The following is a 26,780-nucleotide window of genomic DNA, read 5'->3' as shown; positions in this document are numbered from 1 at the left end:
GCTACAAAACCAAATCCAACTGTACACCTTTGAGCAAGATAATTTTTTTGCGGTCGTTAAGCCTCTCTTTTATTTTCATATGCATTGCTATTTGCACTAACGCGCAAGGTTCAAACCAGGGTACGGAGTTTTATACTGCATATATTGATCACGTTGATGGTGCAGCGGGCAGTCCTACCGCGTTGGGCAGGGGTAGTCAGATGGACCTGTACATAACTGCCGACGTAAATACCACCGTAACAGTTGAAGTTACAGATGGTAGCTTTTCAAGTACCTACCAGGTTAAGGCAAAGGATATATTAACGGTAGCTATTCCCCCCGAAGCCTTTGTAGGAAACCAGGGGCAGTTTTTAAAGGGGATTCATATCACGTCGTTAAAACCTATTGCAGTTTACGCGCATATTTTTGCAGAGAACGTATCCGGCGCAACGCTTCTGCTGCCCGTCAATACGCTCGGTAAAGATTATCTCTCCATTAACTATAAACAAATATCAAACTCAAACAATGGTACGAAAAATACTGAAGGCGTACCCTCATATTCAACCTTAGCGGTAATAGCTACAGAAGATAATACCACGGTGGAAATAACACCCTCGCAACCATTGCTAAACGGGATTCCTGCAAACCAACCATTTACCGTAAATTTAAAAAAAGGCGAAGTATACCAGGGATTATCAGCTACTGACCTTACCGGCAGCCGCATTCGCTCAATTGTGAGCGCAGCCGGGGCCTGTAAAAAAATCGCTGTTTTTTCGGGCAGCTCAAAAATAAGCATAGGGTGTCAGGGCGATAAGGGATCATCAGATAACCTCTTTCAGCAAGTTTATCCTTTAGCAGTTTGGGGTAAGAACTATGTAACCGCACCTTTAAAAGGGCGCTATTATGATATCTTAAGAATAGTGCTTAGTTCGCCCGATACAAAGGTTACCGTAAACGGTGCCGCGCCAACGGGAGGGCTAAACAATGGTTTGTATTACGAGTTTACATCAACCACAACTAACGTTATCGCTGCCGATAAACCAATCCAGGTAGTGCAATATGCGGTAACCCAGGGTGAAGGTTTAAATTGCCAGTTTATTCAAGGTGATACAGGTGATCCTGAAATGATCTATCTGACCCCGATTGAACAAACACTCGATCACGTTACGCTAAACTCAACCGGAAACTATAGGATCCTGAATAATTTTATTAATGTTATTATTAAAACAGCTGTGGTGCCAACGTTTTCGCTCGATGGAGAACCTTATACCCAGTTTTCTCCTGTGCCGAACAGTATTTATTCGTATGCACAAATCAGCGCAAACGCGGGTGTACATAATATCAAAGCATCCGACGGGTTCAACGCAATTGCTTATGGGTTTGGCAAAACGGAATCATATGGTTATGCTGCGGGCACCAACCTTAAAAACCTGAATGAGTTTATTGTATTATTAAATCCTGCGGACAAGACGGTACAGGCCAATGGCTGTACTGATACTCGTTATAAACTGCAGCTTACGCTGCCATTTCAAACCAATAAAATAAGCTGGGATTTTAAGGATGGCAGTGCTGCTGTTGTTGTAGACAACCCAATACCAACCGGTTCTGTCATAAAGGATTCGAAGGTGCTTTATACTTATGAATGTCCGGGAGATAAAACCTATATCGACGGTGATTATAGTGTAGTGGCGACTGTATTTAACCCTATTGCAGATGAATGCGGATCGAACGAAGATATAGAGTTTGATTTTAATATATCATTGCCACCGGTTGTAAAGTTCAATTTTGCAAATACCTGTTTTGGCAGCGATGTTCAATTCACCGACCAGTCAACCTCAGGTACACGGCAAATTAAAACATGGCGATGGGACTTTGGCGATGGGTTAACTGATGTTGTACAAAACCCTGTACACAAATATGCCCAACCCGGTTATTACCTGGTTAAACTTTTTGTTACCAATGAAAATGGATGCGGCGCTGCATCTGATCCAATAAAGATCCATATATCAAAACCACCTCTTGCATCTTTTAACTATTCGTCGCCAAGCTGTACAGGTCAGGATGTTACATTTACGGATAAGTCCACATCTGCCGAAGGAAGTATCATTAGCTGGCAATGGGACTTTGGTGATGGCACACCGGTTGAAATTCTTAAAAGCAAGAACCCATTTAACCATACATTTAGTGAACCGGGAGATTATTTAGTTAAGCTAACCGTCACAAATGATAATGGTTGTACAAGTAATATAGCCCCGCTGCCTGTTAAAGTTTATCCTGTGCCGGTAGTGGATTTTTTATTGCCCGATGCCTGTGAAGATGACTTTGTTCAGTTTACTGATCGAAGCACAATTGCTGATGCCACAGAAGCTGACTTTACCTACGAATGGAATTTTGGTGACCCTAATGCAGCACCAGCTAACCCGAATATTTCCCACGAGAAAAACCCGAAGCACAAGTTTTTAGCCGGCAACTATCAGGTTACACTTAAGGTTACTTCAAAAAATGGATGCTCTTTTACATCGGCTTCAAAGTCATTAACAATTAACGGTAGTAAGCCAAAAGCTAAAGTAATTATTAAGGACCCGGCAGGGTTGTGCAGCGCTCAGGAAGTATTTTTTGAAAACCAATCCTCGGTTAATTTCGGCGAGATTACCCGGCTGGAGGTTACTTATGACATCAACGACCCATCAACTACGGTAGTTTATGACCATCCGGCATATGGAAGGCAACTCAGGCATAAATATCCTTTGTTCACATCAGGATCGCGGCAGGTTACCTTGCGAGTAATTGCATATTCGGGTACATCATGCTCTGATGTCGCAGAAATCCCGGTTAATTTAAAAGCATCGCCTGTGGTCATCTTTGATCAGGCGCCGGTTTTTTGTATCGAATCGGAGCCCAAAAAATTGTTGCCAAAACCTCAGGGACCTGTTGGCTCCGGTGTGTTTTCAGGAACAGGGATTAGTACAGATGGTGTGTTTAACCCTGCTGTTTCGGGCGTCGGCGAATTTGATATCATGTACATTTATACCACCCGGGACGCGTGCGCTGATACAGTTATGCAGCAGGTTAAGGTAGATGCATCGCCTGTTGTAACGTTGGGGCCGGATTTTACTATGCTTGAAGGCACAAAGCGTGTTTTAAAACCCATAGTAAACGATAATAACTTAAGTTATAAATGGACACCAGCAACAGGCCTTGATCATGATGATGTGGCTAATCCTGTTGCAAGTCCGTCGCAGGATATTACCTATCAGGTAGTGGTTACATCGGCACATGGATGCCAGGCTATGGCCAGCGTATCGGTAAAGGTTTTAAAGTTTTTAGTCGTTCCCAATGTGTTTACGCCTAATGGAGATGGGGTAAATGACGTTTGGAATGTTAAATATTTAGAAAGTTATCCAAATAATAAGGTTGACGTATACAACCGATTCGGAGAAAAGGTATATTCGTCAATTGGTTATAGTGTACCCTGGGATGGGAAATACAAAGGCTCATATTTGCCTCCCGGGACTTATTATTATATTATTGATCCGAAAAATGGCCGGGAGGTTATTGCAGGTAATGTGACCATTATCAGATAAAATGAAGCGAATTTTATATACTCTACTTATTATTGCCGTAACAATTCAATTAGCAAAAGCACAGCAACGGCCGCAGTACACTCAATACGTATTCAATAATTACCTTTTGAACCCTGCGTTAAGCGGTATTGAAAACTATACCGATGTAAAACTGGGTTATCGCAGCCAATGGACAGGGCTTGAAGGCGCGCCGGTAACATCCTATTTTTCAGTAAACGCGCCTATAGGTAACCGGTTTTTACAGGGCGATGCTACTGCATTTCCTGCGGGTGGAGGTTTAAACCCATCAAGCAGGTCATATACACAAAATTACATGGCTGCGGAGCCGCATCATGGCGTGGGCTTAATGGTGGTGTCTGATAAAACAGGCCCGATAACACAAACCAATATTGACGCTACTTACGCTTATCACCTCGGCCTTACCGAAACATTGAATTTAGCGGTAGGGGTGTCTGCCGGGGTAAGTCATAATATTATAGATAAAAGTAAACTTACCTATGTTGATCAAAATGACCCAACCATTAATAGCATCGCGGGGGCGCAGTGGAAACCTGATTTGGGAGTAGGCGTATGGGCTTATTCTTCCAATTATTTTTTTGGCGCGTCTGTACAGCAAATCCTTCCGCAAAATTTATATGTAACTACGTCAACAACTGCTGTACAAAACAAAACGGTACCCCATTATTTTGTGACCGGCGGCGTTAAGCTTTTTGTATCTGATGATATTACGCTTATGCCTTCAGCCTTGTTGAAATTTATAGCACCGGTTCCGGTAACTTTTGATGTGAACATGAAAATGTCATTTAAAGACAGGTTCTGGATTGGTGGTTCATACCGCCGCAATGATTCATATGCCGCATTGGTTGGATTTAACCTGAGTTCGCTTATTAATGTTGGCTACTCATATGATTTTACAACATCTGCCCTAAATACGGTGAGTCATGGTTCGCATGAAATTGTGTTAGGCATCCTGCTTAATAATAGATATAAAGTAACTTGCCCTCAGCATACTTTTTAATTTTAAAAAGCGTTTTTAATATACTGGCGGATAAACTGCCGTATCGTTCGAGATTAGTCCGAATCAAGCTCTATAATCCGGTTCGGCTCGCGAAGGCGCAATTATGCCATGCTGCATAACATTTATAAACTATTTTGAAGCTTCCTAATAATTACAACTATAATAGTTTTAATTTACGATATTTAATTTCTTAAAAGGATAAAAAATAAAACAATACAATTGTTTCGTAGGTTTATTAAATAACAACTAAAATTAAAACCTATGAATACCAATAATGAAAACTGGGGAAACCAGGATAATGATCGTAATGATTTTGAAAACAACACCAACTCATTTTCTGTGAATGGTGATGAAGCCTATCCAAACCGTGATCTTGAAAACGATGATGATGATCTGGATGAGGTAGACGATATAGTAGACTATGATGAACAGCCTGAAGTAGAAAAACCCGAAGACGAACAGGTGGGTACCCATAGTCAATCGGAGATTGACCAGCCCAACAGAAGCGCCGACACCTCATTTAGCGAACAAACAGATGTAACACCGCCGAATAAAAAGGAATTTCCATCGGTAGGCCCCGCTAAAACTGATTTTGAGAGCCGCCCGCAAGGACGCACCACCGGCAGGATGGTTGGTCATGAACCAGGAACTGAAGGAATTTAGTAAAAGGAGGGTATAATCATGAATGATTATAAAAATGACTATCCTGCTTCCCGGCAGGGTAATATTAAGGAGACCAGGGAAAGTAACATTAAAGACAGCTATAACTATGCTGCCCGAAACAACCCCTGTCTTGAAACAAAAGGTCCTCAAAGAAAACACTTTAAAGTTTTACATGAGGATGGGAGCCTGGCTGATCTTCCGGATCCAAATGTTGAAGGAGCAGGTGTCGGAGATGGCACCATAGGCCGTTAAGCAAAAAAGGTGACCGAAATGGCCACCTTTTTTATGCTGTTATGATTAGATTTACAATTACGTGGTATAACCCAGAATTTTCAATACTTGCTTGCTGTTTTGCTCTTCTCCAAACACCTCAAAGTTAAACGTTTCGTCCCTGTTACGGCGAATGATCACATGCTTGGGTGATGGCAGTAGGCAGTGGTGGATACCGCCGTAGCCACTTAATACTTCCTGGTAGGCGCCGGTATTAAAGAAGCCTAAATATTGCACCTTACGGGTTTTAGGCATAAATACGCTGTTCATATGCGCTTCCTGGTTGTAATAATCCTGCCCGTCGCAGGTGATACCCCCAAGGTTTACACGTTCGTATTCCGAATCCCAATTGTTAACCGGCAACAGGATGTACTTTTGGTTCAGCGCCCAGACGTCAGGCAGATTGGTAATGAACGAGCCATCAAGCATCAGCCAGCGTTCGCGGTCATTTTGTTGTTTACGGCCTAATACCTTGTACAGGATACCAGAAGCTTCGGCTACAGTATACTTGCCGAATTCTGTAATGATATCCGGTTCCATGGTGTCATGCTCAGCACATATCTCTTTGATCCGGCTTACTATTTCGTTGATCATGTATTCATAATCAAAATCGAAAACCAGTGAATCTTTAAATGGCATACCACCACCAATATCAAGCGTATCCAGATGCGGGTTTACTTTTTTGAATTTGCAGTAAAGAGTTACATATTTTTCAAGCTCGTTCCAGTAGTATGGTGTATCGGAAATACCCGAGTTAATGAAGAAATGTAATAGCTTAACCTGGAAGTTAGGGTTATCCTCAATTTTGTTATGATAAAAATCAATAACATCTTCCATACGCACACCCAAACGTGAAGTATAAAACTGAGAATCAGGCTGTTCTTCAGCTGCGATCCGGATGCCCAGATTGCAAGGGGTGTCCATCTCAATTTCGTCGTCGTAAAGGTTAAATTCTTCTTTATTATCCAATACCGGAATGATGTTTTTAAAGCCATCATGCAGCATATCAATAATATATGTTTTGTACTGGAAGGTTTTAAAGCCGTTGCATATTACGGTTATATCCTTTGTTACAGTACCTTTTTTCTCCAGTGCATCAATCATCGGCATATCAAAGGCCGATGATGTTTCCAGGTGGATCTCGTTTTTCAGGGCTTCTTCAACAATGTGCTTGAAATGCGAGCTCTTGGTACAATAGCAGTATTTATAACTGCCGCGATAGTTGTTTTTGATGATGGCCTGTTGAAACAGCAGTTTAGCTTGCTGGATCTTTTTGGATATCATAGGCAGATAAGTAAAGCGTAAGGGAGTACCGTACGTTTCAATCATCTCCATCAAATTTAGGTCCTGAAAGTATAGTTCATCGTCGATGATCTCAAAACCATCCTGTGGAAAGCCTACACTTAAGTCAAGAAATTCCTGATAACTCTGCATCCTTAAAAATTTTGGGGCAAAAATGTAATTTTTAAACGGAATATTTGGCTATTTGTTAGGATTAATTTTATTGACAGAATGTAATGTTTTTGAGGTAGAAGCCGGATTGGCCAGTACTTACTGCAATACAGCAGGTTCCGGTTGATAATCAATAGATATTTTCGATAATAACAAACCTGGAGTATAGGTGACCGAGGGTTAGCAGAAATTCAAAATTCTGATGGACATACCTATGCTACAGCCGCTTCTTTGTTATATTTATTACGGTAATCAATTGGCGAGAGCCCGGTGATCTTTTTAAAAACTGTACGAAATGCTTTGGCATCGGTATACCCAACATCATACATTACCTCATTGATGTTTTTGGGGGTACTTTCCAATTGTTTTTTGGCTGCTTCAATTTTTACGCGCTGTATATATTCGACCGGGGTATTGTTGGTGGCTTTTTTAAACCGGCGTTCAAAATGCCTGCGGCCAATAGCATACATTGATGACAGGTCTTCAACTGAGATTTTTTCGGTAACGTTATTCTCTATGTATTCCTGGGCTTGCTTTATAGGATTGTCTTCATGTTTTTTTTGCCCGGTGAACATAGCAAATGGGGACTGACTTTTCCGGTCGATCTCTAAAGCATAGATCTTGGCGGCCATGATGGCTATATCCCGACCAGCATATTTTTCAATCAATAACAGTAATAAACTCCAGTAAGAGGTAGCGCCGCCGCTTGAATATAAACCCTGCTGTTCGGTAACAATACGCCCGTCAACCAGCTTCACTTCCGGGAACATATTTCTGAAGGCATCAGCTGTAATCCAATGGCTGGAACACTCTTTACCGTTCAATAACCCTGTAGAGGCCAATATGAATGAGCCGATACAAAGACTTGCTATTTCGGCGCCGTTGTTATATTGGTTGATGATCCACGGTACAAAATCCCGGTTTACGTTTACCGCATTTTGAAGATCGCCGCTTATGGCAGGGATGATCACCATATCGCTTTTTTGCAGATCGCTTAACAAAATATCCGTATGAACCGAAAACATGCCGCCATGCACCTTAACTTCTTTAGAAAGCCCAACCATCTGTACGTCAAAAACAGGTTGCCTCCCCATGGATTGTAAAAAATCGTTGGCGCCTGTAAAAATGGTTCGGGCGTCAACGATGCTGGCTAAAACTGCTTCGTTGGGTATCAGGATGGCAACATGTTTCATTTTATTATTGTATAACTGGTTATCTGGGATAAAGATAGCGAACACTAAAGTCGCAAACAACCCCTTAACAAGTCCTTTTTACGTGCTACACAACTTTATCGCCCGAGATAACTTTGTATCGTTAACAAATATGTAAATCACACAAAACAAATATCATCATGAAACCAAAAACAATTAAAACCCTTTATTGGATCTTTACCGTCCTTTTTTTATTAGCTATGCTTGGCGATGCATACGGAGGGATCACAATGCAGCAGGCAGGCAAAGATTCATTAGCTAAACTTGGTTACCCTTTTTACCTCATGGTTATTATGGGGGCGGCAAAAATAGCAGGTGTACTGGCCATAGCTCAAACCAGGTATCAGGTTATTAAAGAATGGGCTTATTCAGGCTTCACCATCAGCTTTATCGGTGCATTTTTATCATGGCTTGCTGTTGGAGCCGGGGCAGCTATGCTCATTCCGCCGGTAGTTATGCTGCTTGTTATGTTCCTTACCTACTATTTATGGAAAAGGTATGAGCAGGTAAAAGAGCTGGGCTTAACCAATACCAAACTTGCCGGAAATACCGAACTGGCTTAATGTTTTTAGTTTAATTATAAATTCCGGGTTTATCAATAAACCCGGTTTGCTTGTTTATCACCATGCGCAAACTAATTGTATCCTTAAACATTACGCTGGATGGTTTTGTAGCGGCGGAGGATGAGGGCCTTGATTGGCACTATCAATACTGGACGGATGAAATAGCCGAGACAACAACAGAATTGCTTAGCCGGGCCGATACTATTTTATTGGGTAAAAACACCTATCAGGCTATGGCTGCCTATTGGCCTTTTCAGGCCAAGTGCATGAACTTTCCGCGTACGGATATTGCTTATGCAGATATGATGAACAACTACCTAAAAGTGGTTATGTCCTCAACAATGACCTCCGTGTGGTGGAACAATTCATTACTGCTCAAAGGAAATCTGAAGAAAGCTGTTGAGCATTTAAAAAAGCAGCATGGCCGTGACATCCTTACTTACGGAAGCATCAGTGTGGTTAAAAAACTGGTGACCGCGAATTTGGTTGATGAGTACCAGTTTTGGATCCACCCGGTAATTTTAGGCAATGGTAAAGCACTTTTCAAGGGGGTAAAAAATACCTTACCTTTAAAACTGGTTTTAAAGAAAGTTTTTTCATCGGGTGTTATTTTGATGGTTTATCAATCACATAATTAACTTAGGTAACAGAATCAAACCAACCGGGTTAAAACGCATCTTTACTGCTGACACACTGTTGTCAATAGCGCGTTGCACCTTTGTATATAAAAATGTGATCCGTTATGAACAGAGCCGACAGGTTGCTCAGAGTATTGGTGCTGCTGCAAACCAGGGATATGGTTTCTATCGACCTGCTGAAATCACATTTTCATATCAGTACCCGTACAGCCTATCAGGACCTTGAGTGCCTGAAGCAATTAAAAATAACAGTGACCTTTGAAGCTGAAAAGGGGTGTTTGGTTTTAGTCGCAAGCTGCCCTTCACCCGATAGAAAAAATGACATCATTTCTCAGCCTATGCTGGTTATTCCGGCGGCCATAAAAAATGAAATGTTATCAATTATCCCGCGTGTGGTAAATAATGATCCTCAAAACTCATCGTCGTAGTTTACCTTTCCATTTTTTAACCGCACATAATCTACCGATCCTGTACCCTGGAACCGGAAAACAATCCCGATTATTTTAGCCCGACTGATTCCTTTATTCACTGTGTAAATAGGTTTGTTATCAATGAAAATCAGTGCCTTTCCATTGTGTGATTCAATTTTAAGCGATACATATTTTTCAAAATCTACCCCAAAGGCTGATAGATCATGTTTTTTACCGGATGCCTCATAACCTGCAAAATACATGTCGAGATCAGATACACAGCCTTTAGTACTTAGTGGAATCCAGATAGCAGTGCCTTTACACAGTATATAAACAGTACTTAGACGGCAAGCAGCCGCGCCCTCGTTATAGTTGTTTTTTACGGATGTTTCAAATGTGAAATCATCGCTGTAAATCTCGCCGTAATCGCTTACATTGGTATAAACCACAAAAGGAGGGGCAGGCTGCAGGGCAATATTTCGCTCTTTGATCTTTTCGGGCGATAGGGAAAGCTTACCATCGCCTAAGGCATCCATTTTTTCATAATAAACGGGAACAGGCTGCTTTTCAACTACGGGTAGCCATCCGTTCGATTCAATAAACAATTCATGCTGTTTTACAATTTTTCCACCGACAATAAGCTTGGCGTAATAGAAATCGGGGAAATAATAAATGGACGTATGCTGGCGGTCGTTTTTGGAAACGTTAACCCGTAAATGCCTGTCCCATGATTGCTGAATAGCTACCGAATCATATGGAGATTTACTTGCATCAAAATCAAACACAACTGAATTAGGTAATCCTGATGTGATCACCTTTTTACTGCTGAAAGTATAATCCTTAGGGTTGATAGCCGGTGTTGTTTTCGAATGTTCGGTACGTGAAGCTATTATCAAAACCAATAAAATACCCATCAGCGTTAAAGCGCCCAAAGCATAGCGCATTGATCTGAACTGTTTTTTTACAGGCCGGGGTTTCGGTTGAGGGAGATTGACCGATATATCAGCAGGAACAAACCGCATACTGAATACCCTGAAGTTTTCATAACCTAAAAACTGAGCCAGCGTATCCATGGTATAGGTATTGGGCAGGCTGTCATATTTAACTTTGCCCCAGATGCGCTTCAGCGTAACGTGGCTAATAGAAGCGCCGGTCTTCTCCCTTATCTTTTCGCTAAGGTTTATAAAATCCTGGTTCTTCCAGTTACTACTGTCGCCCCAGCCGGTGAAGGCCTCGTATTGTTTTATCAGTTCGGTAATAAGCAACGCTTGTGCAGGCATATCCATTGGTCAAAAATAGCCGGTAAATCAGTTCAAATATTATTTGTACAGGCTTGTACCAACTTGTACAGGCTGTGAATTGCAATAGCCTGGCGGGCGAACTAATTTTATCAGCAATTCGAAAATTAAGCCTAATATACCATAACCTAACCAACAATGAAACAAATACTAAGCAGGATCAGTGCATACATTTATGCCACAGTAACGTTCATATTCGGTATCCAGCATTTTATGTATGCCGATTTTGTGGCAACGCTTGTACCCGGCTGGATCCCATTCCATCTATTTTGGGTATATCTTACGGCGGTTGCACTTATAGCCGCTGCAATTAGTATCTATGTTAATCTGTATGCTCAATGGGGATGTTTTTTATTAGGATGTATGATATGGGTGTTTATTTTAACGATCCATATCCCGCTGCTGATCGACAGTCATTTCGATGCAGGTAAAATAACCAATGCCCTGAAAGATACAGGGCTCGCATCATGTGCCTTTATACTTGCGGCTATCTATGATCGGCAGGGGTAAAATTATATCCTATCGTATGTAACCTGAATGCGTTTGTTGTGTGAACGAAATCAGCTTATCTCATGAACAAAAAAAACGGCCGATACAGTTGCTGTTTGAATAAAGTAGATAATCCTAAAAAGATCATAACTGAACTGGATAAATAGGGAAGCCGAATTGTGCAAACACTTACCAACAATTATATATATCCACCTGTTAGCCGGCTTGCACAAGCAAGCCGGCTAACGGTCATTAAAAGCATAAATTATCCAGCCTCACACCACCTGTCTGGTACAAGTTTAAAACGAGGGAACCTCTGGTTTTTGCGCAAAATTACGTATGAAAATACCGTATTTTAACGGATTGATATTTGGCCGATTGCTTTGTAAATTGGGAAACATTTTTATGTCTGTTAAACCCGCAACCTTATGTTTAATTCCCCAATTATCGATCTTGCGCTCACGCTGTCGTTCACCTATTTTTCGCTCAGTCTAACTGTTAGCACAATTCATGAGTATCTATCCGCTCTGCTTAATAAGCGGGGAGAGTATCTGAAAAATGCTATTGACTGTTTACTTTTTGACCAGGACTGGAAAAAAATAGCTGAAAAGCTTTATAACAATCCGAACATTACATCTTTAAAAAAGGATTTAAACAGTTTGCCATCATATATCCCAGCGGGCAATTTTGCCGCGGCTTTAATGGATCAGTTTAAAGACGATAAAAATATTATCCTTGATATGAATAAGATCAGGGACGTTTTAACAGATGATGGAATAGCGGCACAGGTTGGTATCTCTGCCGGTATCAGGAAACTTCTTCTTAATTTTTATGAACGCGCCCAGGGCGATCTTCAGAGTTTTCAAAAACAGATCGAAACATTTTATAATTCGGCCATGGACAGGGCCTCGGGAGTTTATAAACGATCGTCTCAGCTTATTGTATTTATTATTTCGGTGGTAATCTGTGCCTCCTTGAATGTTGATACCATAAATATTGTGAACAAGCTTTGGGGTAACCAGGAAGCACTGAAACATACAGCCGATAATTTACAAACCGTAGTTAAACAAGTAAACGAAAAAGGATATAATCCTAAAACTGATACGATAAAGTTTGAAGCCAGCAAAGTAACGGTTATTAAAAACATACCTGCCGATACAAGTAAAAACGCACCTAACGGAAAAAAAGTCGCCCAGCAAATCAGCACAGTTAGTACGTTTCTGGTAAGCTCTGGTATTCCTGTAGGTTGGACGGCACAAAATACTCCAGATTTGAAGGGTAAAACATTCTGCCAAAGCCTTTTGTCCCTTTTAATCAAGATAACGGGTTTATTATTAACAGCTATCGCTTTAATGTTAGGCGCTCCCTTTTGGTTCGATTTGATCAATAAAATTGTAAGTTTACGTGCGGCAGGCAAAAAGCCTGAAGAAGAAGCAACCACACCAACTAAGAATACCACCGTAACCGTAAAACCAGTAGGCTAATGCGTATTAAAGTAACCAAGCTGCTCAATACCAGGGTAGGAGGCGCTCATACAACCTATCAAACCGGTGCTGTAAGAGAGCCGGGTGACGAGATAGAAGTAACGGGTACTGTGCAGGGAGAGGAACTTGATGGAAACAATACCTGGTATAAAGTGGGTGACGATGCTAATAGTCATTATTGGAGCGGCGGGGCCGAACAAATAGATGGCGTCGGGAGCAATTATCAGCAATGGATGATTGACTTGAACCTGCCGGAGATTTGGGGCCGGTATGCAGGTACAGGCGTTGGTGTTGCTGTGGTTGACACCGGTATTGCGCCAGGCATAACAGACCTGTTTTATAATCAGAGTAAGTATTATGTTTATGGCGATAATGTTGAGATAAAAGACAACGCCGGTCATGGTACATTTTGTGCTTCCCTTGTTGGGCTACGGAATACCAGCGGCAACTATGTCGGTGTGGCTCCGGGATGTAATTTATTCGCCTGTAAAATATCCGAAAAAAGAATATTTGAAAACACGGAGAGAGATGCCCAAAGATATGCTGACGCGATTAATTGGTGTGCAAAAAAAACTGATATTCATATAGTGTCAATAAGTTGGTCGTCAGGTATAAGTAATGCGGCTACTCTAAGTTTAATTCAGGAGGCTATAAACAATGCCGTAGCTAACAATAAAATAATTGTTTGTTCTATCGGAAATTCGATAGTATTTGGAGATACAAGTAAATATTATCCGGCCTGTTTGAAAAATACAATCGGGGTCGGCATGGTTCCGGATAAGGAGAATGGCTATCCTTGTATAAATGAGTTCCTGTCGCTGGTGATCAATGGCTCGCAAATAAAATCATATGATCAGAATAACGAATTGATAGCTGATAGCGGGAGTAGTTTTGCGACGGCTATTACATCGGGCATAATTGCGCTGATGATTCAAAAAATGAATTTTAGTTATTCATTTGCTACGATCATTGAAAAATTGGCGGCTATGACGCAGAAAACAACCTTCATTATAACCGAAGATGGAAACCCGCCAGCATCCTTCGATCTTCCACTGCTAAAACCCGAACTTTTATTGAATTTTTTTAATGATGTTGTATGAAATATAAATACGCCCCCCTTTTTTTGTTCTTGCTTCTGTCTTGCAAAATGTTTGCACAACAACCCGAAAGGCGCGTTTTTTATGATGTGTTATATTTGAAAAGCCTTTACGACAAAGACGGGAAAATAAGGATCAGCCCGCAAAATAAGCCGCTGTTTGCTTATTATTTTAATCTCAAGAACACCACTAATGTAGATACTGTTATCAAGAAAAACCCTTTTTTTAATTTGAACGGGATTTATGAAGCTGGCGGTGCAAGCGGAGGGACAATACCCAGCCCATCCGGATTACTACAATCCATAGGCTCACTTGATGTTACCAATCTTGCCGACGGTCTTGCAAAGTTTTTAGTGGAACGAACAAAGCAGGAACTTTCCACTGCCTTTTTTTCACGGTTTAAAAAGGAGCTGGATAGTACCAGGCAGTTGCAGTTATTATTCCCGGTTACTTACAAATCACTTACAGCTATAGATGTTGAGATCTATAATTACGCCGCCTATACAGATTTGCTGCGGGAGTCATTTCAGAAAGACCTGGCACTATTACTTCCCAATGTTTCCAATTTGATTGACGACCCGTGCATGGATCAATTGTTTGCTGCCATGCCCCACGTCAGGATAATCTTCATCGATGCCTTGTATATAGCCAACGAGTTTCATGAGGGTTCGCATCCGGGGGATATTTTTCATAACTACCTGGTTAATAAAGCAGGCAATGGCACCTTAAAGCTTGTAAATGAAAATGTATATCCGGCATTGCAAGCTTTTGATCTTTTTTCACAATCATTACGGTCAAATCAGAGAGATAAATACTGGGTCGATGCCGATTCGGCGAAGATGCTGTTTAGTAACCCTGTAACTTTCCAAATCTACCTTGGTTTGCTTTATCAGCAATTGGAAAAAAAAGACATTAATTTTAAAGAGGGGTCAATGAAGCAGTTTCTGAAAGATCGTAGTGGTGACTTTTTAAAGTTTGAGGAAATTTATCAGAGTTATAACATTGAATTTATCCAAAAAGCAACAATAGCAAACAGGTATTTCATTAATTTAAAGCAACTTCAGCAAAAAGGTGAAAATACTTTTAATTACCAGGATTATTACGCGCTTTATAATTCATCACTTAATCTTTTTGAGCAATTATTGAAATCACCATTGCTTTTAAATGTCGACCCGGCCAATATTACTATACCAATGATTGACCGGAAAGACACAAAGATTGATCAGTACCTGTCATCAGCCAGGAGTCTTGGCAACGTTTACATTGATGTTTACGAAAAACAGTACCCATCGGCCATAGTTGAGCTTAGTGGCGTTTACGATAACCTGTTTATTAATAAAGTCGTTACTAACCCAATAAAACAGGATTTAGTTAGAAATCTTGCAGACAAAAAAGCAGAATATGATAAACTGCAGGATGCAGTCGTCAAGACTGCCATAAAGAAAGAAATAAATGAACTTGAAGCGAAAATTGCAGCGTTCACCGAGTGGCCGGCAATAAATAAAATGTTTATTAAATATGCCAATTTTGCCGCTGAGGTATCAAAAGCGAAAAACAGCGACGAAGTAAAAAATGCTATTGAAGCAATTGCTTTACCGGTAGGCAGCTCAACCGTTAAACGCGAGGCTATTTTTAATGTCGCTCTAAACGCCTATGTTGGCCCTTATGTAGGTAAAGAAAAAGTGCACGGCATTGATGAAAAGTATAAAGGCACATACGGGCTCTCAGCACCGGTAGGAATTTCATTTAGCTGGGGGCACCGTTTATTATTTGTTCCTACTGGCGATAAAAAATGGTCGACTTCTGTTTTTGTTTCTTTAATTGATATCGGCGCACTTGCTTCATACCGTTTTACATCCGGAAGTACCCCGGTAGCAAAAGATACCAGCGCCACTGTAGCGCAGGTGCCTAAAATTGAGCTGAAGAATATCATAAGCCCAGGTTTGTTTTTATCTGTAGGCATACCATCCACGCCAATCTCAATTTCGGGTGGTTTCCAGGTTGCGCCAAATTTGCGTAGCGTTAGTTTAACAGGAGCCAATAAAGATGTGATAACTAACACTTACGGCGATAATAAGTTATATACACGTTGGTCGGTGGGGGTTTTAGTTGATATACCGATACTCAATTTGTTTACTAAAGGACGTTAACAGATTTGATCAACGGTTCGTCGGCCAACGATAAATCGAGGGCGAAGGATGGCAGCGCCATTTATAGCTTGAAATTGATAAAACTTTTACTGGAGTATCCTGTTCAGATAACGGTTCGGCGGCTGCCGCTCTTGCCGTGCATTATATTTAAAAGTTATTGCATATTGGGCTGGCATAATTAAAAAGATGATTTAACTTTAAGGCGTTCTGTTTTGATTATTTATTATCATATTTAAAACAAAACCGAATCTGATAAATTGAAAATATACAACCACTTATGCAGGAATTAGACCCCACCATTCTTCAAAAAGCAAACTCATGGCTTCAAGGAAATTATGATGCTGATGTAAAGCACGAAATTCAAAAATTAATTGACGATAAGGCATATACCGAACTGACGGATTCATTTTATCGTGATCTGGAGTTTGGTACCGGTGGCCTTCGCGGTATTATGGGGCCGGGTTCAAACCGTATCAATAAGTATACTATAGGCGCCGCCACACAGGGATTAGCTAATTATCTGAAAAAAACCTACCCCGGCGAAAAAATCAAAGTAGCTATTGCTCATGACAGCCGTAACAATGCCGATTTCTTTTCGACTATTACGGCCGAAGTTTTTTCAGCTAATGACATTTATGTTTACTTTTTTAAGGCATTGCGTCCTACACCCGAGCTTTCATTTGCCGTGCGCCATTTAGGTTGCAAAAGCGGCGTAATGCTTACAGCATCGCACAACCCAAAAGAGTATAACGGTTACAAAGCTTATGGGGCCGATGGTGGGCAATTTGTTTCTCCGCACGATAAGGCCGTAATGGACGAGGTTGCTGCAATCAGCAGCATTGATGACATCAAATTTAACCGTGTTGATGCTAATATTGAAGAAATAGGGGAGGATATTGACGAGCTTTACCTGAGCAAGATCACTGAGCTTTCTGTTTCGCCTGATGCTATTGAACGTCAAAAAGATCTTAAAATAGTTTATTCGCCCATCCATGGTACAGGCATCACGTTGGTACCCCAAGCCCTGAAACGGTTTGGTTTTGAGAATGTGATCCTGGTTGACGAGCAAATAACTCCCGATGGAAATTTCCCAACAGTAGTTTACCCTAACCCCGAAGAAAAGGAAGCGCTTACACTTGCTCTTAAAAAAGCCCAGGATACTGATGCCGATCTGGTATTGGCAACGGATCCGGACGCAGACCGTGTGGGTATTGCTGTGAAAAATACCGATGGCGAGTTTATTCTGCTCAATGGCAACCAAACCGGCGCTATGCTGATCAATTATTTATTAAGCGCATGGGAAGAAAAAGGCAAGCTTACCGGTAAAGAATACATTGTTAAAACCATTGTTACCACAAATCTTATCGAACGCATAGCCGAAGCCAAGAATGTTACTTACTATAACACCCTTACCGGCTTCAAATATATTGGCGAGTTAATGACCCATTTTGAGGGTAAACAAACTTTTATAGGTGGCGGTGAAGAAAGCTATGGTTATTTAATAGGCGAACTGGTAAGGGATAAGGACGCTGTAGTTTCAAGCGCATTCATTGCAGAAATGACCGCTTATTATAAAGACAAGGGAAGCAGCCTTTTTGAAGCATTGATTGATACTTACGTGCAATATGGGTTTTATAAGGAAAAGCTGATCTCCCTGACTAAAAAAGGTAAAACCGGTGCGGAAGAAATTAAGGAAATGATGGAGAAATTCCGTACCAATCCTCCGGCAACCTTAGGTGGCTCAAAAGTAAGCACGCTTAAGGATTATGAAAAACGGATTGAAACTGATTTAGCAACCAATACAAGCAAACCAATTGAATTGCCTGTATCTGATGTTTTACAATTCATTACCGAGGACGGCAGTATCATCTCGGCCCGTCCGTCAGGCACGGAGCCTAAAATTAAGTTTTATTGCAGTGTGAACGGCAAACTTGAAAGTAAAGAAACATACAGTGAAACAGACAAACAACTTGACGCTAAGATTGCCTCAATTATGCAGGATCTCGGTGTTTAACTACGGATAATGATGTTTGAAAAAATCCCGGCCAGATCTCAATCGGCCGGGATTTTTTTTAGTATGACCTATCAGTGGTTTGTTACATCGTTTTTCTGGGGCGCCTTGGTCTGTCAACTCCAGGTGACTGATCATTATTGCTCCGGTAATTGTTTTGGCTGTTATAGCTCCGGGTATTGTTAGTTCTGTTACCGCTGCCTCTGTTGGTGTTATTTCCGTATCCAAATGACTTACGGGGCGGAGGAGTTTTCTTTACAAAGTCGTCGTTTATTTTTACACTTAATACCCGATCGGCAATAGGCGTGCCGTCTAAGGCAATCACCGCGTTTTCGGCTCCGGTGCGGTCCTTCATTTCAAGAAACGCATACCCCTTGCATATCCTTGTTTTTTTGTCGCGTACAATTTTAATCGTTTCCACATCGCCATGCGGACCTATCATTTTAACAAGTTCCAGCTCTGTCATTTCCAGAGGAAAGCCGCCTACAAATAATTTGACCATTTATAAATTGAGATTAAGATGATAGATAACCACCGTACACAAATTTCGTTTGATTTTTTTTAAATAAAGGATGTTTTCGCGTTAAAACCAAAGTTTATTTAATAATTCGTTGTTTTCAAGTCAGTAATGGTCCTGAAGAGGCATTTTGTGACCCTTAATAATAGAACGCCATCAATACAAAACAGAAAACGACTGATATGCATCTTTAAGGAGTACTGAAGGCCGGTTGGCTGCAATTTCGTTTTCAAGGTTTTTATTGCTAAATATAGCTACCCCCATCTCGGTTTTTACCTGGTATCTCAATGACAAATTCAGTGCGGTTGTATTCCAGTTATAAATATCAGCATAAGCGTTCGGGCGCCCTGTAAATGGCCCATATGCTTTTAAGAAATAGTCCAGTATTTTATAAGCGTCAGTCATCTTAAAGAAAAGATAAATGTTCACTATTTTGTTTTTGTAAACGCGGAAACCTATTGCATCTAATAACAAACTATCTCCCTGTATCAATGAGCTACTGTCTTTATATTGATAACGGATACAGCTGTCTGCATCGGGTTTAGCATCATTATCTAAATAGGTAAACTTACGGGCCGGAATTTGGCTAATGTCCTCACCAAGTGTCAGTCCGCTAATTCCATTGCAAAATTTTAAATACTCAACCGATCCCGGTGTTTTAGACTGTGAGAAAACCAGCGATGGTAAAAGGCAGGCTATTGCAATCAATAGGGTTTTGATGCCTGTTGTTAGAGATTCATAATATGCTTTCATAAGTCAGGTTTTACAATAATAAAAACAAGGGAGATGCCATCTTCGCCCTAAAAATTAGTTTGTATTAATTTTTACTTAAATTTTGAAAATTTGAGTTTGTATAATTGAATTTATTGCAATACTTTAATTGGTTACGCACTTCTTGTATAGAAAAGAACGCAGTAATTGAAAATACTGTCTGCTTTTGTTAACTATAGGTTAAAAACAAAGCCCGTCGTTTGAGTGGCATAGTCTCAATCTTTTTTCGGTTCGGACAGTGTAATCTCTGTTGACCAAAAAACAAAACTAAAACGCATTAGCAATGCCGTAAATCCATATATTTGAGAATATAAACCGGGGATAGGTGTGCAATTTATCTCCTAAAATGATAGCCTTGTTGGTTGCAGTTTAATTAATTTATTGCCGCATTTGATTTGCAGAAATTGTGTGTTTGATTAATCATCGGATCGGTACGCTATTTAAAAACCGTTATAACAAAAATGAAATATATCTTCTGTTTGTTTTTTTCATTAATTATTCTTTCGGCAAATGCATTCACTGATCCTAATACCTTACTCGAAGAATTAAAAACTGAAATCGCAAAAAAAAATATATATGATAGCAGTAAAGAAGCAAGGATCCGAAAATTAAAGGCATATCAATCAAATCTTTCGCAAACCAATTATGATGCGCGGTTTGATACCTGGGACAAGCTTTACACCGAATACAAATCATATCAGTTTGATTCAGCGTATGTTTATGTCGATAAAATGATATCGCTAAGCAAGGTAACAGGTAATAAACCAAAGGAGTATTATAGTTATGTAAGGATGGCTTTTATTCTCCTGTCGTCGGGGATGTTTAACGAAACCTTTGACTATTTACGAAAAGTAAATGTAAAAGCCCTAAGCAATGCCGATAAAGTTGATTACTATTTCTTTTTAGGCAGGTGCAATTATGACCTGGCGAATTACAGTAATGACAAATATTTTAGCCCCGATTATATTAAGGCCGGCAATAAATACATTGATTCGGCGGTCTCGTTTTGCGGCAACGACCATATAATGCATACTTATTTACTTGGTTTGAAGGATTACCAGGAAAAGAATTACGGAGAAGGACGCTTACGGTTTAAAAAATTACTGGAGAAAGATATGCCAATTTCCATGCACTTGCGGGCAATGGTCTCATGCTCGTTAGGAGCAATCTGTCTTGAAGATAACGAAAGGCAGGAAGGCCTTAATTTGATGATGAGGGCTGCCATAGCCGATATCAAATCATCAACCCGTGAAACGGTTGCGCTTTATACGCTGGCAGAACTGTTGTATAAACAGGGCAATATCAAAGATGCTTACAGTTTCATTCAATTGGCAAAAGCTGATGCCGACTTTTACGGAGCCCGGCAGCGTAAAATACAAATTGCTTCAATTTTACCATTAATAGCAGCAGCCGAGCTTAATAATACCGAGCATCAAAAAAACCGCTTCCTGGTGTTCCTGTTAATTATTACTGCGCTTGCATTGCTGGTTGTCTTTTTCCTGGTGATGATCATTAACCAATTAAAAAAGTTGAAGGTTAAAGAAGCAATAATTGAAGGGAAAAATGTGCAATTAAACCACATAAACGCGAAACTAATTGAAGATGCAAAAATTAAAGAGGAATATATCGGACAGTTTTTTAAAGCCATTTCGGGATATATCGTTAAGCTCGAAAATTTGAAAATCTCTATTGATGCCAAGCTCTCGATGAAAAAGTATGACGCCATTCATACTTTTGTAAATAATATTGATATTAAAAAAGAAAGGGAGAGCTTGTATTACAGCTTTGATCATATTTTTTTAAAGATCTTCCCTAACTTTATTACGGTGTTCAATAGCTTGTTTGCCGAGAAAGATCAGATCTGGCCTGATGAGGACGAAGTATTAAATACCGACCTTCGCATATTCGCGCTTATAAGGATGGGTATTGCTGATAATGAAACTATTGCCAAAATATTGGAATATTCTGTCAATACAATCTATGTTTACAAAATGAGGATCAAAGCCAAATCGTTGCACCCTGATCAATTCGAACAACGGATTATGGATATTAAGGCTTTTGATTACGAGTGATTTTTTTTGAAGATACATGCTAAAAACCCTGTAAAGTAGCCAAACCTTACAGGGTTTTTAGCAAAAAAAGTATTATAAATAATTAAAAAAACATTATATTTTTTGTCAGTATTTTTTATATAAATATCTGTTTTTCAATGTTTTAAATTTAAAAAACATCGAAAAAAATTATAAAATTATTAAAATAAGCCTTTTTCGCGTTTACCGCAACGCATAAGTCTTTTTCTGAGTTTATTTATAAGTAAATTGCATCAGAATTTAACCTGTAATAATTGTAAACCATTACATTTTTAAACGATCGGTCATTGTTAACCTTTTCCTGTGCTCACCTGCTAACCTATCGGTACGGGCGATGTTTGCATGGCCATTATGCGTATACTTCGGGTATTATTTATTATGATAACCCGAAACCATATTAGCATGACTTCGTATAAAATGTTGGGGATCTCTTTTACGGATTGAAAACTAAACCCAAACAACAACCAATTTCAACTAAATCTCAAGTTTTATGCAAATTAAACATTTACTCAACGTATGTTTCTTTGCTGTTTTTCTCTTTTTGATGGAGCCTGCTATGGCCCAAAATAAGATAATAACAGGTAAAGTAACCGACAAAAAAGATGGCTCCCCTTTAATAGGAGTATCGGTAGTAACTGCTGTAGGTGCCCAGGGTGGCGCTATAACAGCAACAGACGGATCATACAAAATTTCCGTTCCGGCAAATACCGCAAGCCTTACTTTTACTTATGTTGGTTTCCTCAACGCAACTGTTCCATTAAACGGTCGGACTTCTGTTGATGTACAGATGGAAGAAGCGAATCGTGCACTGAACGAAGTTGTAGTGATAGGTTACGGTACCCAGAAAGTTAAGGATGCAACCGGTTCTGTAGCCTCATTGAGCACAAAAGATTTTAACAAAGGCGTTATTTCAACTCCTGATCAATTACTTCAGGGCCGTATTTCGGGCGTACAGGTTACGCCATCAAGCGGTGAACCGGGTGCTGGGGCTACAATCGCAATACGTGGTGCTGGTTCTATTCGTTCAGGCGATGGCCCGCTTTATGTAGTTGATGGTGTTCCATTGGATAACGGTGGAGGTACAAGCGGTGGTTATGGTGTTGGAGCTGGTAGCTCATCTGCACGCAACCCGCTGGCTTTCTTAAACCCTGCTGATATTGAAAACATTTCTGTGTTAAAAGATGCGTCTTCGGCTGCTATTTATGGTTCACGTGGTGCTAATGGTGTAATTTTGATAACCACTCGTAAAGGGCGTAAAGGTCAGGGTATCCAATTTTCATCAAATACAAGTGTTTCAAGCACTGCAAAGCGTTATGACGTACTTGGCAGGGATGCGTTTTTGAAAGCAGTAGCTGCAGTTGGTGCTAATGCGGGTCCGGTAGCTGATGGAGGTATTGATTATGGTGCCAATACCGACTGGCAAAAACAGATCTTCCGCAGTCCGATATCGCAGAACTATAACTTAAGCCTGGGTGGCGCAAGCAAAGATAATACTGCAAGTTACCGTGCCTCCTTTGGCTATGACGACCAGCAGGGCATCGTGAAAAATTCAGGCCTTAAACGTTTAAACGGACGTATTAATGCTTCCAAATCATTTTTAAACAATAGGATCAAATTAGATCTCCAGTCAACCTATTCAAATGTTAAAAACCAGTATGCCCCAATTACTAATAATGCCGGTTTTAACGGAAGTTTAGTGGGTGCAGCTATACAGCTAAACCCAACAGCCCCGGTATTTGACTCGCAAGGAAGATATTTTAACCTTAACGGCTATAACGATGCTGGTTACCCTAACGGTAACAGTTTCAGGAACCCGGTATCGTTATTAAATCAGATAGATGACAGGGATAATATAAACAGGTTTTTGAATAACCTTACACTTACCTTGAAGTTATTTGAAGGTCTTTCATACAAGGGCAATTTTGGAGCTGATATATCAAGGGGATTAAGAAAGACTTTTTATGATCCTAAAATTGTTGGCTATACAGATGCTATCGGTATCAGGCAGATAAACTTCCCGTCGCCAACAGGTAATGGTACTGCTATCCTTACACATAACGAGTTAACAAATTACACAACCGAACATACCTTAAACTATGACAAGAAGTGGAAGGATGGAAGCTCGCTTACAGCTTTGGCCGGTTATTCATACCAGACTTTCAAAAACTTTAACCGTAATGAATTTGGTTTCGGCACATCAACTGCCGGTGTATTAGTTAAAAATTATGATGATTTTAAAACGCATCTTCCTTATCCGGTTGGCGATAGCTCGAGCTATAAATTACAATCATACTTTGCTCGTGTAAATTACTCTTATAAAGACCGTTACATTATTACTGGTACAATCAGAAGGGACGGTTCATCACGCTTTGGGGCTAACCATAAATATGGTAACTTCCCGGCTTTGGCTGTAAAATGGCGTATAACCAATGAAAGCTTCATGCCTAAAGATGGTTTATTTGATGATCTGAGCCTTAGGTTAAACTATGGTAAAACCGGTAACCAGGAAATTCCTGCGTACGCTTCATTACCTGTGCAGCAATTACAGGATTTTCCAGGTAATTCAGTTGCTCCGTTATACCAGGCTAATCCCGATTTGAAATGGCAAACTAACACTACCTATGGTGCAGGCCTCGATTTCTCGATCATAAAGGGACGGTTAACGGGTTCGGTTGATTATTTCAACAAATCAATTAAAGATTTGCTTTTCTTCCAGGATATTGCGCAGCCAACGTTTTCTTCGAGAATTTATAAAAACCTGGATGGTGACGTAATCAATAAAGGTGTCGAAGTAGGATTGAACCTTGCTGCTATACAGAGCAAGGACTTTAATTGGGATGTTGCTTACAACATGACTTTTATAAGCAACACGCTTAAAAACTTCAAAAATTATATTGTTACGGGTAATATCGACGGACAAGGCCTTTCTGGCGCTTATTCGCAATTAATTACCAACGGCGTGCCGCTATATACCTTCAATGTTCCGAATTATAAAGGGCTTGACGCAAATGGCTTTAGTATCTATCCTCAGGGTGTCGATGTTTCTTCACTACAAGGAAGCCCTAATCCTAAATTCACTGCCAGCTTAACCAATAACTTTAATTATAAAAACTGGAGTTTAAGCTTCTTCCTAAATGCTGCTACAGGCTTCTATATTTACAACAACACTGCAAACGCGTTCTTTTACAAAGGCAACCTTGTTAGTGGTCGTAACGTAACAAAAGAAGTAGCAGCAACCAATGAAAACCCGCTTAACTCTGGTGAGGTATCAACCCGTTTTCTTGAAAAAGGTGATTTTTTAAGATTAAGCAATGCCACCTTAGGGTATACCTTCTCGCTTAAATCTAAGGCGATAAAAACTTTAAGGGTTTCATTTACAGGGCAGAATTTATTCCTGATCACCGGTTACTCTGGTTTGGATCCGGAAATTAACACAGATAAACAACGTAATGACGTGGCTTCAAAGGGTATAGACTATACCTCTTACCCCAAGGCCCGTATATTTACTTTAGGTTTAAACGCAGGCTTTTAATAACATGAAAATGAAAAATATAACATCACGAGCAGCTCTTTGTAGCTTAGTTCTGATAACCGCAGCCGGTTGTGCAAAACTGGATGAAAAACTTTACGGATCGAAATCGTTATATGGTAACAATGCCGGATCGGCCGAACTGAATGGTGTTTACACACAATTATATGGACAAACCGATCAGGCCAATACATATGCCCTACAGGAACATCCAACGGATGAAATGATGGGTCCTACCCGCGGTACTGACTGGGGCGATTTTGGTACATGGCGTAAATTGCACACCCATACCTGGACACCTACCCACAACCAGGTAAATGATACCTGGGACCAGCTAAATATTGGTGTATTCCGTGCAACACAGGTGATCTCAAAGGCAACCGATAACAATATCAAAGCACAGGCAAGTTTTTTACGGGCCTACTTTATGTTCCAGGTGGTTGATTTGTACGGACAGCAACCTATGCGTGATCCTGATGCGCCAACCTCATCTATTCCTACAGTTATGAAACGGGCAGAAGCAACTGATTTCATAATCAAAGATTTGGAATTTGCGGAAGCTAACCTGGCAGCCACTACCGCAAATATTGGTGTTGCTAATAAAGCAGCAGCTCAGGCACTGTTGGCAAAAGTTTATTTAAATAGGGCGGTTTATGCCGCAACCACAGTTGGTGGTCCGTTTACATTTGCTAAGGCAGATATGGATAAAGTGATAGAATATGCCAACAAGGTTACCGCGGCAGGATATACTTTGGAGCCGGCCGGCAAATATTTCCAGGATTTTGCATGGGACAACTCAGAACAATCACACGGAAACATATTTGGCTTCTACAACACCGCCACATCTTCTCCTGCGCCTGCTAAAAACCGCTGGAGGATGGGCCTTCATTATAACCAAACTCCGGATGGTTGGAACGGTTTTACCACACTGGCCGATTTTTATAACTCATTTGAAGCTACCGACGAACGCCGTGGTGTAGATTATCCGGGATTAACTGATAAAGTTGGTTTAAGGGCAGGTTTTGCTGTGGGACAACAATATGGCCCTGGTCACAAAGCTTTAACACAACGTAGTGGCAAGCCTCTGATTTTTACACCGGATGTTAACCTTAACTTTTCAACCGAAGCTCAAGGGATCAGGGTATTTAAATATTTCCCTCAACCAAAAGCTGATAACACAGTTAACGATGATAATACGTCTAATGACTATGTGATTTTGCGTTACGCCGACGTGGTGCTTGAAAAAGCCGAAGCTATTTTACGTGGTGGTACTGACCCTATGGGACAAACAGCGTTGCAGCTTGTAAATTCAATCCGCGTACCTCGCGGTGCCACAGCCTTAACTTCTGTTGATCTGACCGCGATGCTTGCTGAAAGGGGCCGTGAACTTTACTGGGAAGGTTGGAGAAGGAATGACCTGATCCGTTTTGAGAAATTTAATGATCCGGTTGATCAGCGCCCGGCCAAAACAGATAAAAGCAAAACAATTTATCCAATTCCTCAGCGTGCGGTGGATACAAATCCTAATCTTAAACAAAATCCAGGTTATTAATAAT

General features: G+C 40.5%; 20 protein-coding genes. 15 read left to right on the top strand and 5 right to left on the bottom strand.

The annotated features are described in order from the left end of the window. The first annotated feature begins 29 nt into the window (after positions 1 to 29). The 4 genes from ACEN82_RS12610 (at position 30) to ACEN82_RS12595 (ending at position 5,496) form a co-directional block, all read left to right on the top strand. Entirely contained in the window at positions 30 to 3,563 is a 3,534-nt protein-coding gene (locus ACEN82_RS12610; RefSeq protein WP_413317206.1) for a PKD domain-containing protein, read from the top strand. A gap of 1 nt (position 3,564) precedes the next feature. After that, positions 3,565 to 4,581, top strand: a complete 1,017-nt coding sequence (locus tag ACEN82_RS12605) for a PorP/SprF family type IX secretion system membrane protein (protein WP_090525486.1) — start codon at positions 3,565 to 3,567, stop codon at positions 4,579 to 4,581. Between the two features lie 261 nt (positions 4,582 to 4,842). Further along, positions 4,843 to 5,244 carry a hypothetical protein gene (locus ACEN82_RS12600; RefSeq protein WP_090525488.1) on the top strand — a complete coding sequence of 134 codons (402 nt, stop codon included), beginning with the start codon at positions 4,843 to 4,845 and terminating at the stop codon, positions 5,242 to 5,244. Positions 5,245 to 5,262: 18 nt separating this feature from the next. Further along, entirely contained in the window at positions 5,263 to 5,496 is a 234-nt protein-coding gene (locus ACEN82_RS12595) for a hypothetical protein (RefSeq protein ID WP_090525490.1), read from the top strand. A gap of 57 nt (positions 5,497 to 5,553) precedes the next feature. Here the strand turns inward: ACEN82_RS12595 and ACEN82_RS12590 are convergent, their stop codons facing one another. Both ACEN82_RS12590 and ACEN82_RS12585 read right to left on the bottom strand, forming a co-directional pair. Beyond that, positions 5,554 to 6,948 carry an arginine decarboxylase gene (locus ACEN82_RS12590; RefSeq protein WP_090525492.1) on the bottom strand — a complete coding sequence of 465 codons (1,395 nt, stop codon included), beginning with the start codon at positions 6,946 to 6,948 and terminating at the stop codon, positions 5,554 to 5,556. A 230-nt stretch (positions 6,949 to 7,178) separates the two neighbouring features. Next, entirely contained in the window at positions 7,179 to 8,159 is a 981-nt protein-coding gene (locus ACEN82_RS12585; protein ID WP_090525495.1) for a GlxA family transcriptional regulator, read from the bottom strand. A 158-nt stretch (positions 8,160 to 8,317) separates the two neighbouring features. Between ACEN82_RS12585 and ACEN82_RS12580 the strand changes: the two genes are divergently transcribed. The 3 genes from ACEN82_RS12580 (at position 8,318) to ACEN82_RS12570 (ending at position 9,806) form a co-directional block, all read left to right on the top strand. After that, complete coding sequence (locus ACEN82_RS12580) at positions 8,318 to 8,740, top strand: DoxX family protein (protein WP_090525498.1); 423 nt, start codon at positions 8,318 to 8,320, stop codon at positions 8,738 to 8,740. Positions 8,741 to 8,802: 62 nt separating this feature from the next. Beyond that, complete coding sequence (locus ACEN82_RS12575; RefSeq protein ID WP_188831890.1) at positions 8,803 to 9,378, top strand: dihydrofolate reductase family protein; 576 nt, start codon at positions 8,803 to 8,805, stop codon at positions 9,376 to 9,378. A gap of 104 nt (positions 9,379 to 9,482) precedes the next feature. Then, a complete protein-coding gene (locus tag ACEN82_RS12570) occupies positions 9,483 to 9,806 on the top strand; it encodes an HTH domain-containing protein (RefSeq protein ID WP_188831891.1) in 324 nt (107 codons plus the stop codon). Here the strand turns inward: ACEN82_RS12570 and ACEN82_RS12565 are convergent. Then, complete coding sequence (locus tag ACEN82_RS12565; RefSeq protein WP_188831892.1) at positions 9,788 to 11,068, bottom strand: hypothetical protein; 1,281 nt, start codon at positions 11,066 to 11,068, stop codon at positions 9,788 to 9,790. The genes ACEN82_RS12570 and ACEN82_RS12565 overlap by 19 nt on opposite strands. Positions 11,069 to 11,224: 156 nt before the next feature. On the opposite strand from ACEN82_RS12565, the gene ACEN82_RS12560 reads away from it, so the two are divergent. The 5 genes from ACEN82_RS12560 to ACEN82_RS12540 all read left to right on the top strand — a co-directional run bounded on the left by ACEN82_RS12560 (position 11,225) and on the right by ACEN82_RS12540 (position 18,320). Continuing rightward, positions 11,225 to 11,596: a DoxX-related protein gene (locus ACEN82_RS12560; protein WP_188831893.1), complete on the top strand. Its 372-nt coding sequence runs from the start codon at positions 11,225 to 11,227 to the stop codon at positions 11,594 to 11,596. 407 nt (positions 11,597 to 12,003) lie between these two features. After that, positions 12,004 to 13,059: a hypothetical protein gene (locus ACEN82_RS12555; RefSeq protein WP_176624600.1), complete on the top strand. Its 1,056-nt coding sequence runs from the start codon at positions 12,004 to 12,006 to the stop codon at positions 13,057 to 13,059. Next, the gene (locus ACEN82_RS12550; RefSeq protein WP_413317201.1) at positions 13,059 to 14,159 is read left to right on the top strand and encodes a S8 family peptidase; all 1,101 of its coding nucleotides are present in this window, start codon (positions 13,059 to 13,061) and stop codon (positions 14,157 to 14,159) included. Before ACEN82_RS12555 ends, ACEN82_RS12550 begins: the two co-directional genes overlap by 1 nt. Before the next feature lie 47 nt (positions 14,160 to 14,206). Next, complete coding sequence (locus tag ACEN82_RS12545; RefSeq protein ID WP_188831895.1) at positions 14,207 to 16,306, top strand: hypothetical protein; 2,100 nt, start codon at positions 14,207 to 14,209, stop codon at positions 16,304 to 16,306. Positions 16,307 to 16,583: 277 nt separating this feature from the next. Continuing rightward, the gene (locus tag ACEN82_RS12540; RefSeq protein ID WP_413317199.1) at positions 16,584 to 18,320 is read left to right on the top strand and encodes a phospho-sugar mutase; all 1,737 of its coding nucleotides are present in this window, start codon (positions 16,584 to 16,586) and stop codon (positions 18,318 to 18,320) included. An 82-nt stretch (positions 18,321 to 18,402) separates the two neighbouring features. On the opposite strand, the gene ACEN82_RS12535 is transcribed toward ACEN82_RS12540, so the two are convergent. Both ACEN82_RS12535 and ACEN82_RS12530 read right to left on the bottom strand, forming a co-directional pair. After that, positions 18,403 to 18,819, bottom strand: a complete 417-nt coding sequence (locus tag ACEN82_RS12535; protein ID WP_413317197.1) for an RNA recognition motif domain-containing protein — start codon at positions 18,817 to 18,819, stop codon at positions 18,403 to 18,405. A gap of 171 nt (positions 18,820 to 18,990) precedes the next feature. Beyond that, positions 18,991 to 19,587, bottom strand: a complete 597-nt coding sequence (locus tag ACEN82_RS12530) for a hypothetical protein (RefSeq protein WP_413317195.1) — start codon at positions 19,585 to 19,587, stop codon at positions 18,991 to 18,993. A gap of 479 nt (positions 19,588 to 20,066) precedes the next feature. Here ACEN82_RS12530 and susR point away from each other — a divergent pair, with 479 nt between their 5' ends. The 3 genes from susR to ACEN82_RS12515 all read left to right on the top strand — a co-directional run bounded on the left by susR (position 20,067) and on the right by ACEN82_RS12515 (position 26,776). Beyond that, positions 20,067 to 21,677: a SusR family glycan utilization regulator gene (gene susR / locus ACEN82_RS12525; RefSeq protein WP_090525521.1), complete on the top strand. Its 1,611-nt coding sequence runs from the start codon at positions 20,067 to 20,069 to the stop codon at positions 21,675 to 21,677. A 508-nt stretch (positions 21,678 to 22,185) separates the two neighbouring features. Beyond that, on the top strand, positions 22,186 to 25,227 hold the full coding sequence (locus ACEN82_RS12520) for a SusC/RagA family TonB-linked outer membrane protein (protein ID WP_413317193.1): 3,042 nt from the start codon (positions 22,186 to 22,188) through the stop codon (positions 25,225 to 25,227). 10 nt (positions 25,228 to 25,237) lie between these two features. Next, on the top strand, positions 25,238 to 26,776 hold the full coding sequence (locus ACEN82_RS12515) for a RagB/SusD family nutrient uptake outer membrane protein (protein ID WP_208102466.1): 1,539 nt from the start codon (positions 25,238 to 25,240) through the stop codon (positions 26,774 to 26,776). The last annotated feature ends 4 nt before the right edge of the window (positions 26,777 to 26,780 follow it).

It is taken from the genome of Mucilaginibacter sp. Mucisp73 (genome assembly GCF_059491465.1).
Note: the sequence above shows the minus strand (reverse complement) of the source record. Positions and strands in the feature narration are given on the sequence as shown.

Coding starts and splice junctions, on each gene's coding strand:
- ACEN82_RS12585 (WP_090525495.1), bottom strand. CDS start 8,159: ATGAAACATGTTGCCATCCTGATACCCAACGAAGCAGTTTTAGCCAGC.
- ACEN82_RS12565 (WP_188831892.1), bottom strand. CDS start 11,068: ATGCCTGCACAAGCGTTGCTTATTACCGAACTGATAAAACAATACGAG.
- ACEN82_RS12545 (WP_188831895.1), top strand. CDS start 14,207: ATGTTTGCACAACAACCCGAAAGGCGCGTTTTTTATGATGTGTTATAT.
- ACEN82_RS12535 (WP_413317197.1), bottom strand. CDS start 18,819: ATGGTCAAATTATTTGTAGGCGGCTTTCCTCTGGAAATGACAGAGCTG.
- ACEN82_RS12520 (WP_413317193.1), top strand. CDS start 22,186: ATGCAAATTAAACATTTACTCAACGTATGTTTCTTTGCTGTTTTTCTC.
- ACEN82_RS12580 (WP_090525498.1), top strand. CDS start 8,318: ATGAAACCAAAAACAATTAAAACCCTTTATTGGATCTTTACCGTCCTT.
- ACEN82_RS12575 (WP_188831890.1), top strand. CDS start 8,803: ATGCGCAAACTAATTGTATCCTTAAACATTACGCTGGATGGTTTTGTA.
- ACEN82_RS12560 (WP_188831893.1), top strand. CDS start 11,225: ATGAAACAAATACTAAGCAGGATCAGTGCATACATTTATGCCACAGTA.
- ACEN82_RS12515 (WP_208102466.1), top strand. CDS start 25,238: ATGAAAAATATAACATCACGAGCAGCTCTTTGTAGCTTAGTTCTGATA.
- susR (WP_090525521.1), top strand. CDS start 20,067: ATGAAATATATCTTCTGTTTGTTTTTTTCATTAATTATTCTTTCGGCA.
- ACEN82_RS12595 (WP_090525490.1), top strand. CDS start 5,263: ATGAATGATTATAAAAATGACTATCCTGCTTCCCGGCAGGGTAATATT.
- ACEN82_RS12550 (WP_413317201.1), top strand. CDS start 13,059: ATGCGTATTAAAGTAACCAAGCTGCTCAATACCAGGGTAGGAGGCGCT.
- ACEN82_RS12605 (WP_090525486.1), top strand. CDS start 3,565: ATGAAGCGAATTTTATATACTCTACTTATTATTGCCGTAACAATTCAA.
- ACEN82_RS12555 (WP_176624600.1), top strand. CDS start 12,004: ATGTTTAATTCCCCAATTATCGATCTTGCGCTCACGCTGTCGTTCACC.
- ACEN82_RS12530 (WP_413317195.1), bottom strand. CDS start 19,587: ATGAAAGCATATTATGAATCTCTAACAACAGGCATCAAAACCCTATTG.
- ACEN82_RS12540 (WP_413317199.1), top strand. CDS start 16,584: ATGCAGGAATTAGACCCCACCATTCTTCAAAAAGCAAACTCATGGCTT.
- ACEN82_RS12590 (WP_090525492.1), bottom strand. CDS start 6,948: ATGCAGAGTTATCAGGAATTTCTTGACTTAAGTGTAGGCTTTCCACAG.
- ACEN82_RS12600 (WP_090525488.1), top strand. CDS start 4,843: ATGAATACCAATAATGAAAACTGGGGAAACCAGGATAATGATCGTAAT.
- ACEN82_RS12570 (WP_188831891.1), top strand. CDS start 9,483: ATGAACAGAGCCGACAGGTTGCTCAGAGTATTGGTGCTGCTGCAAACC.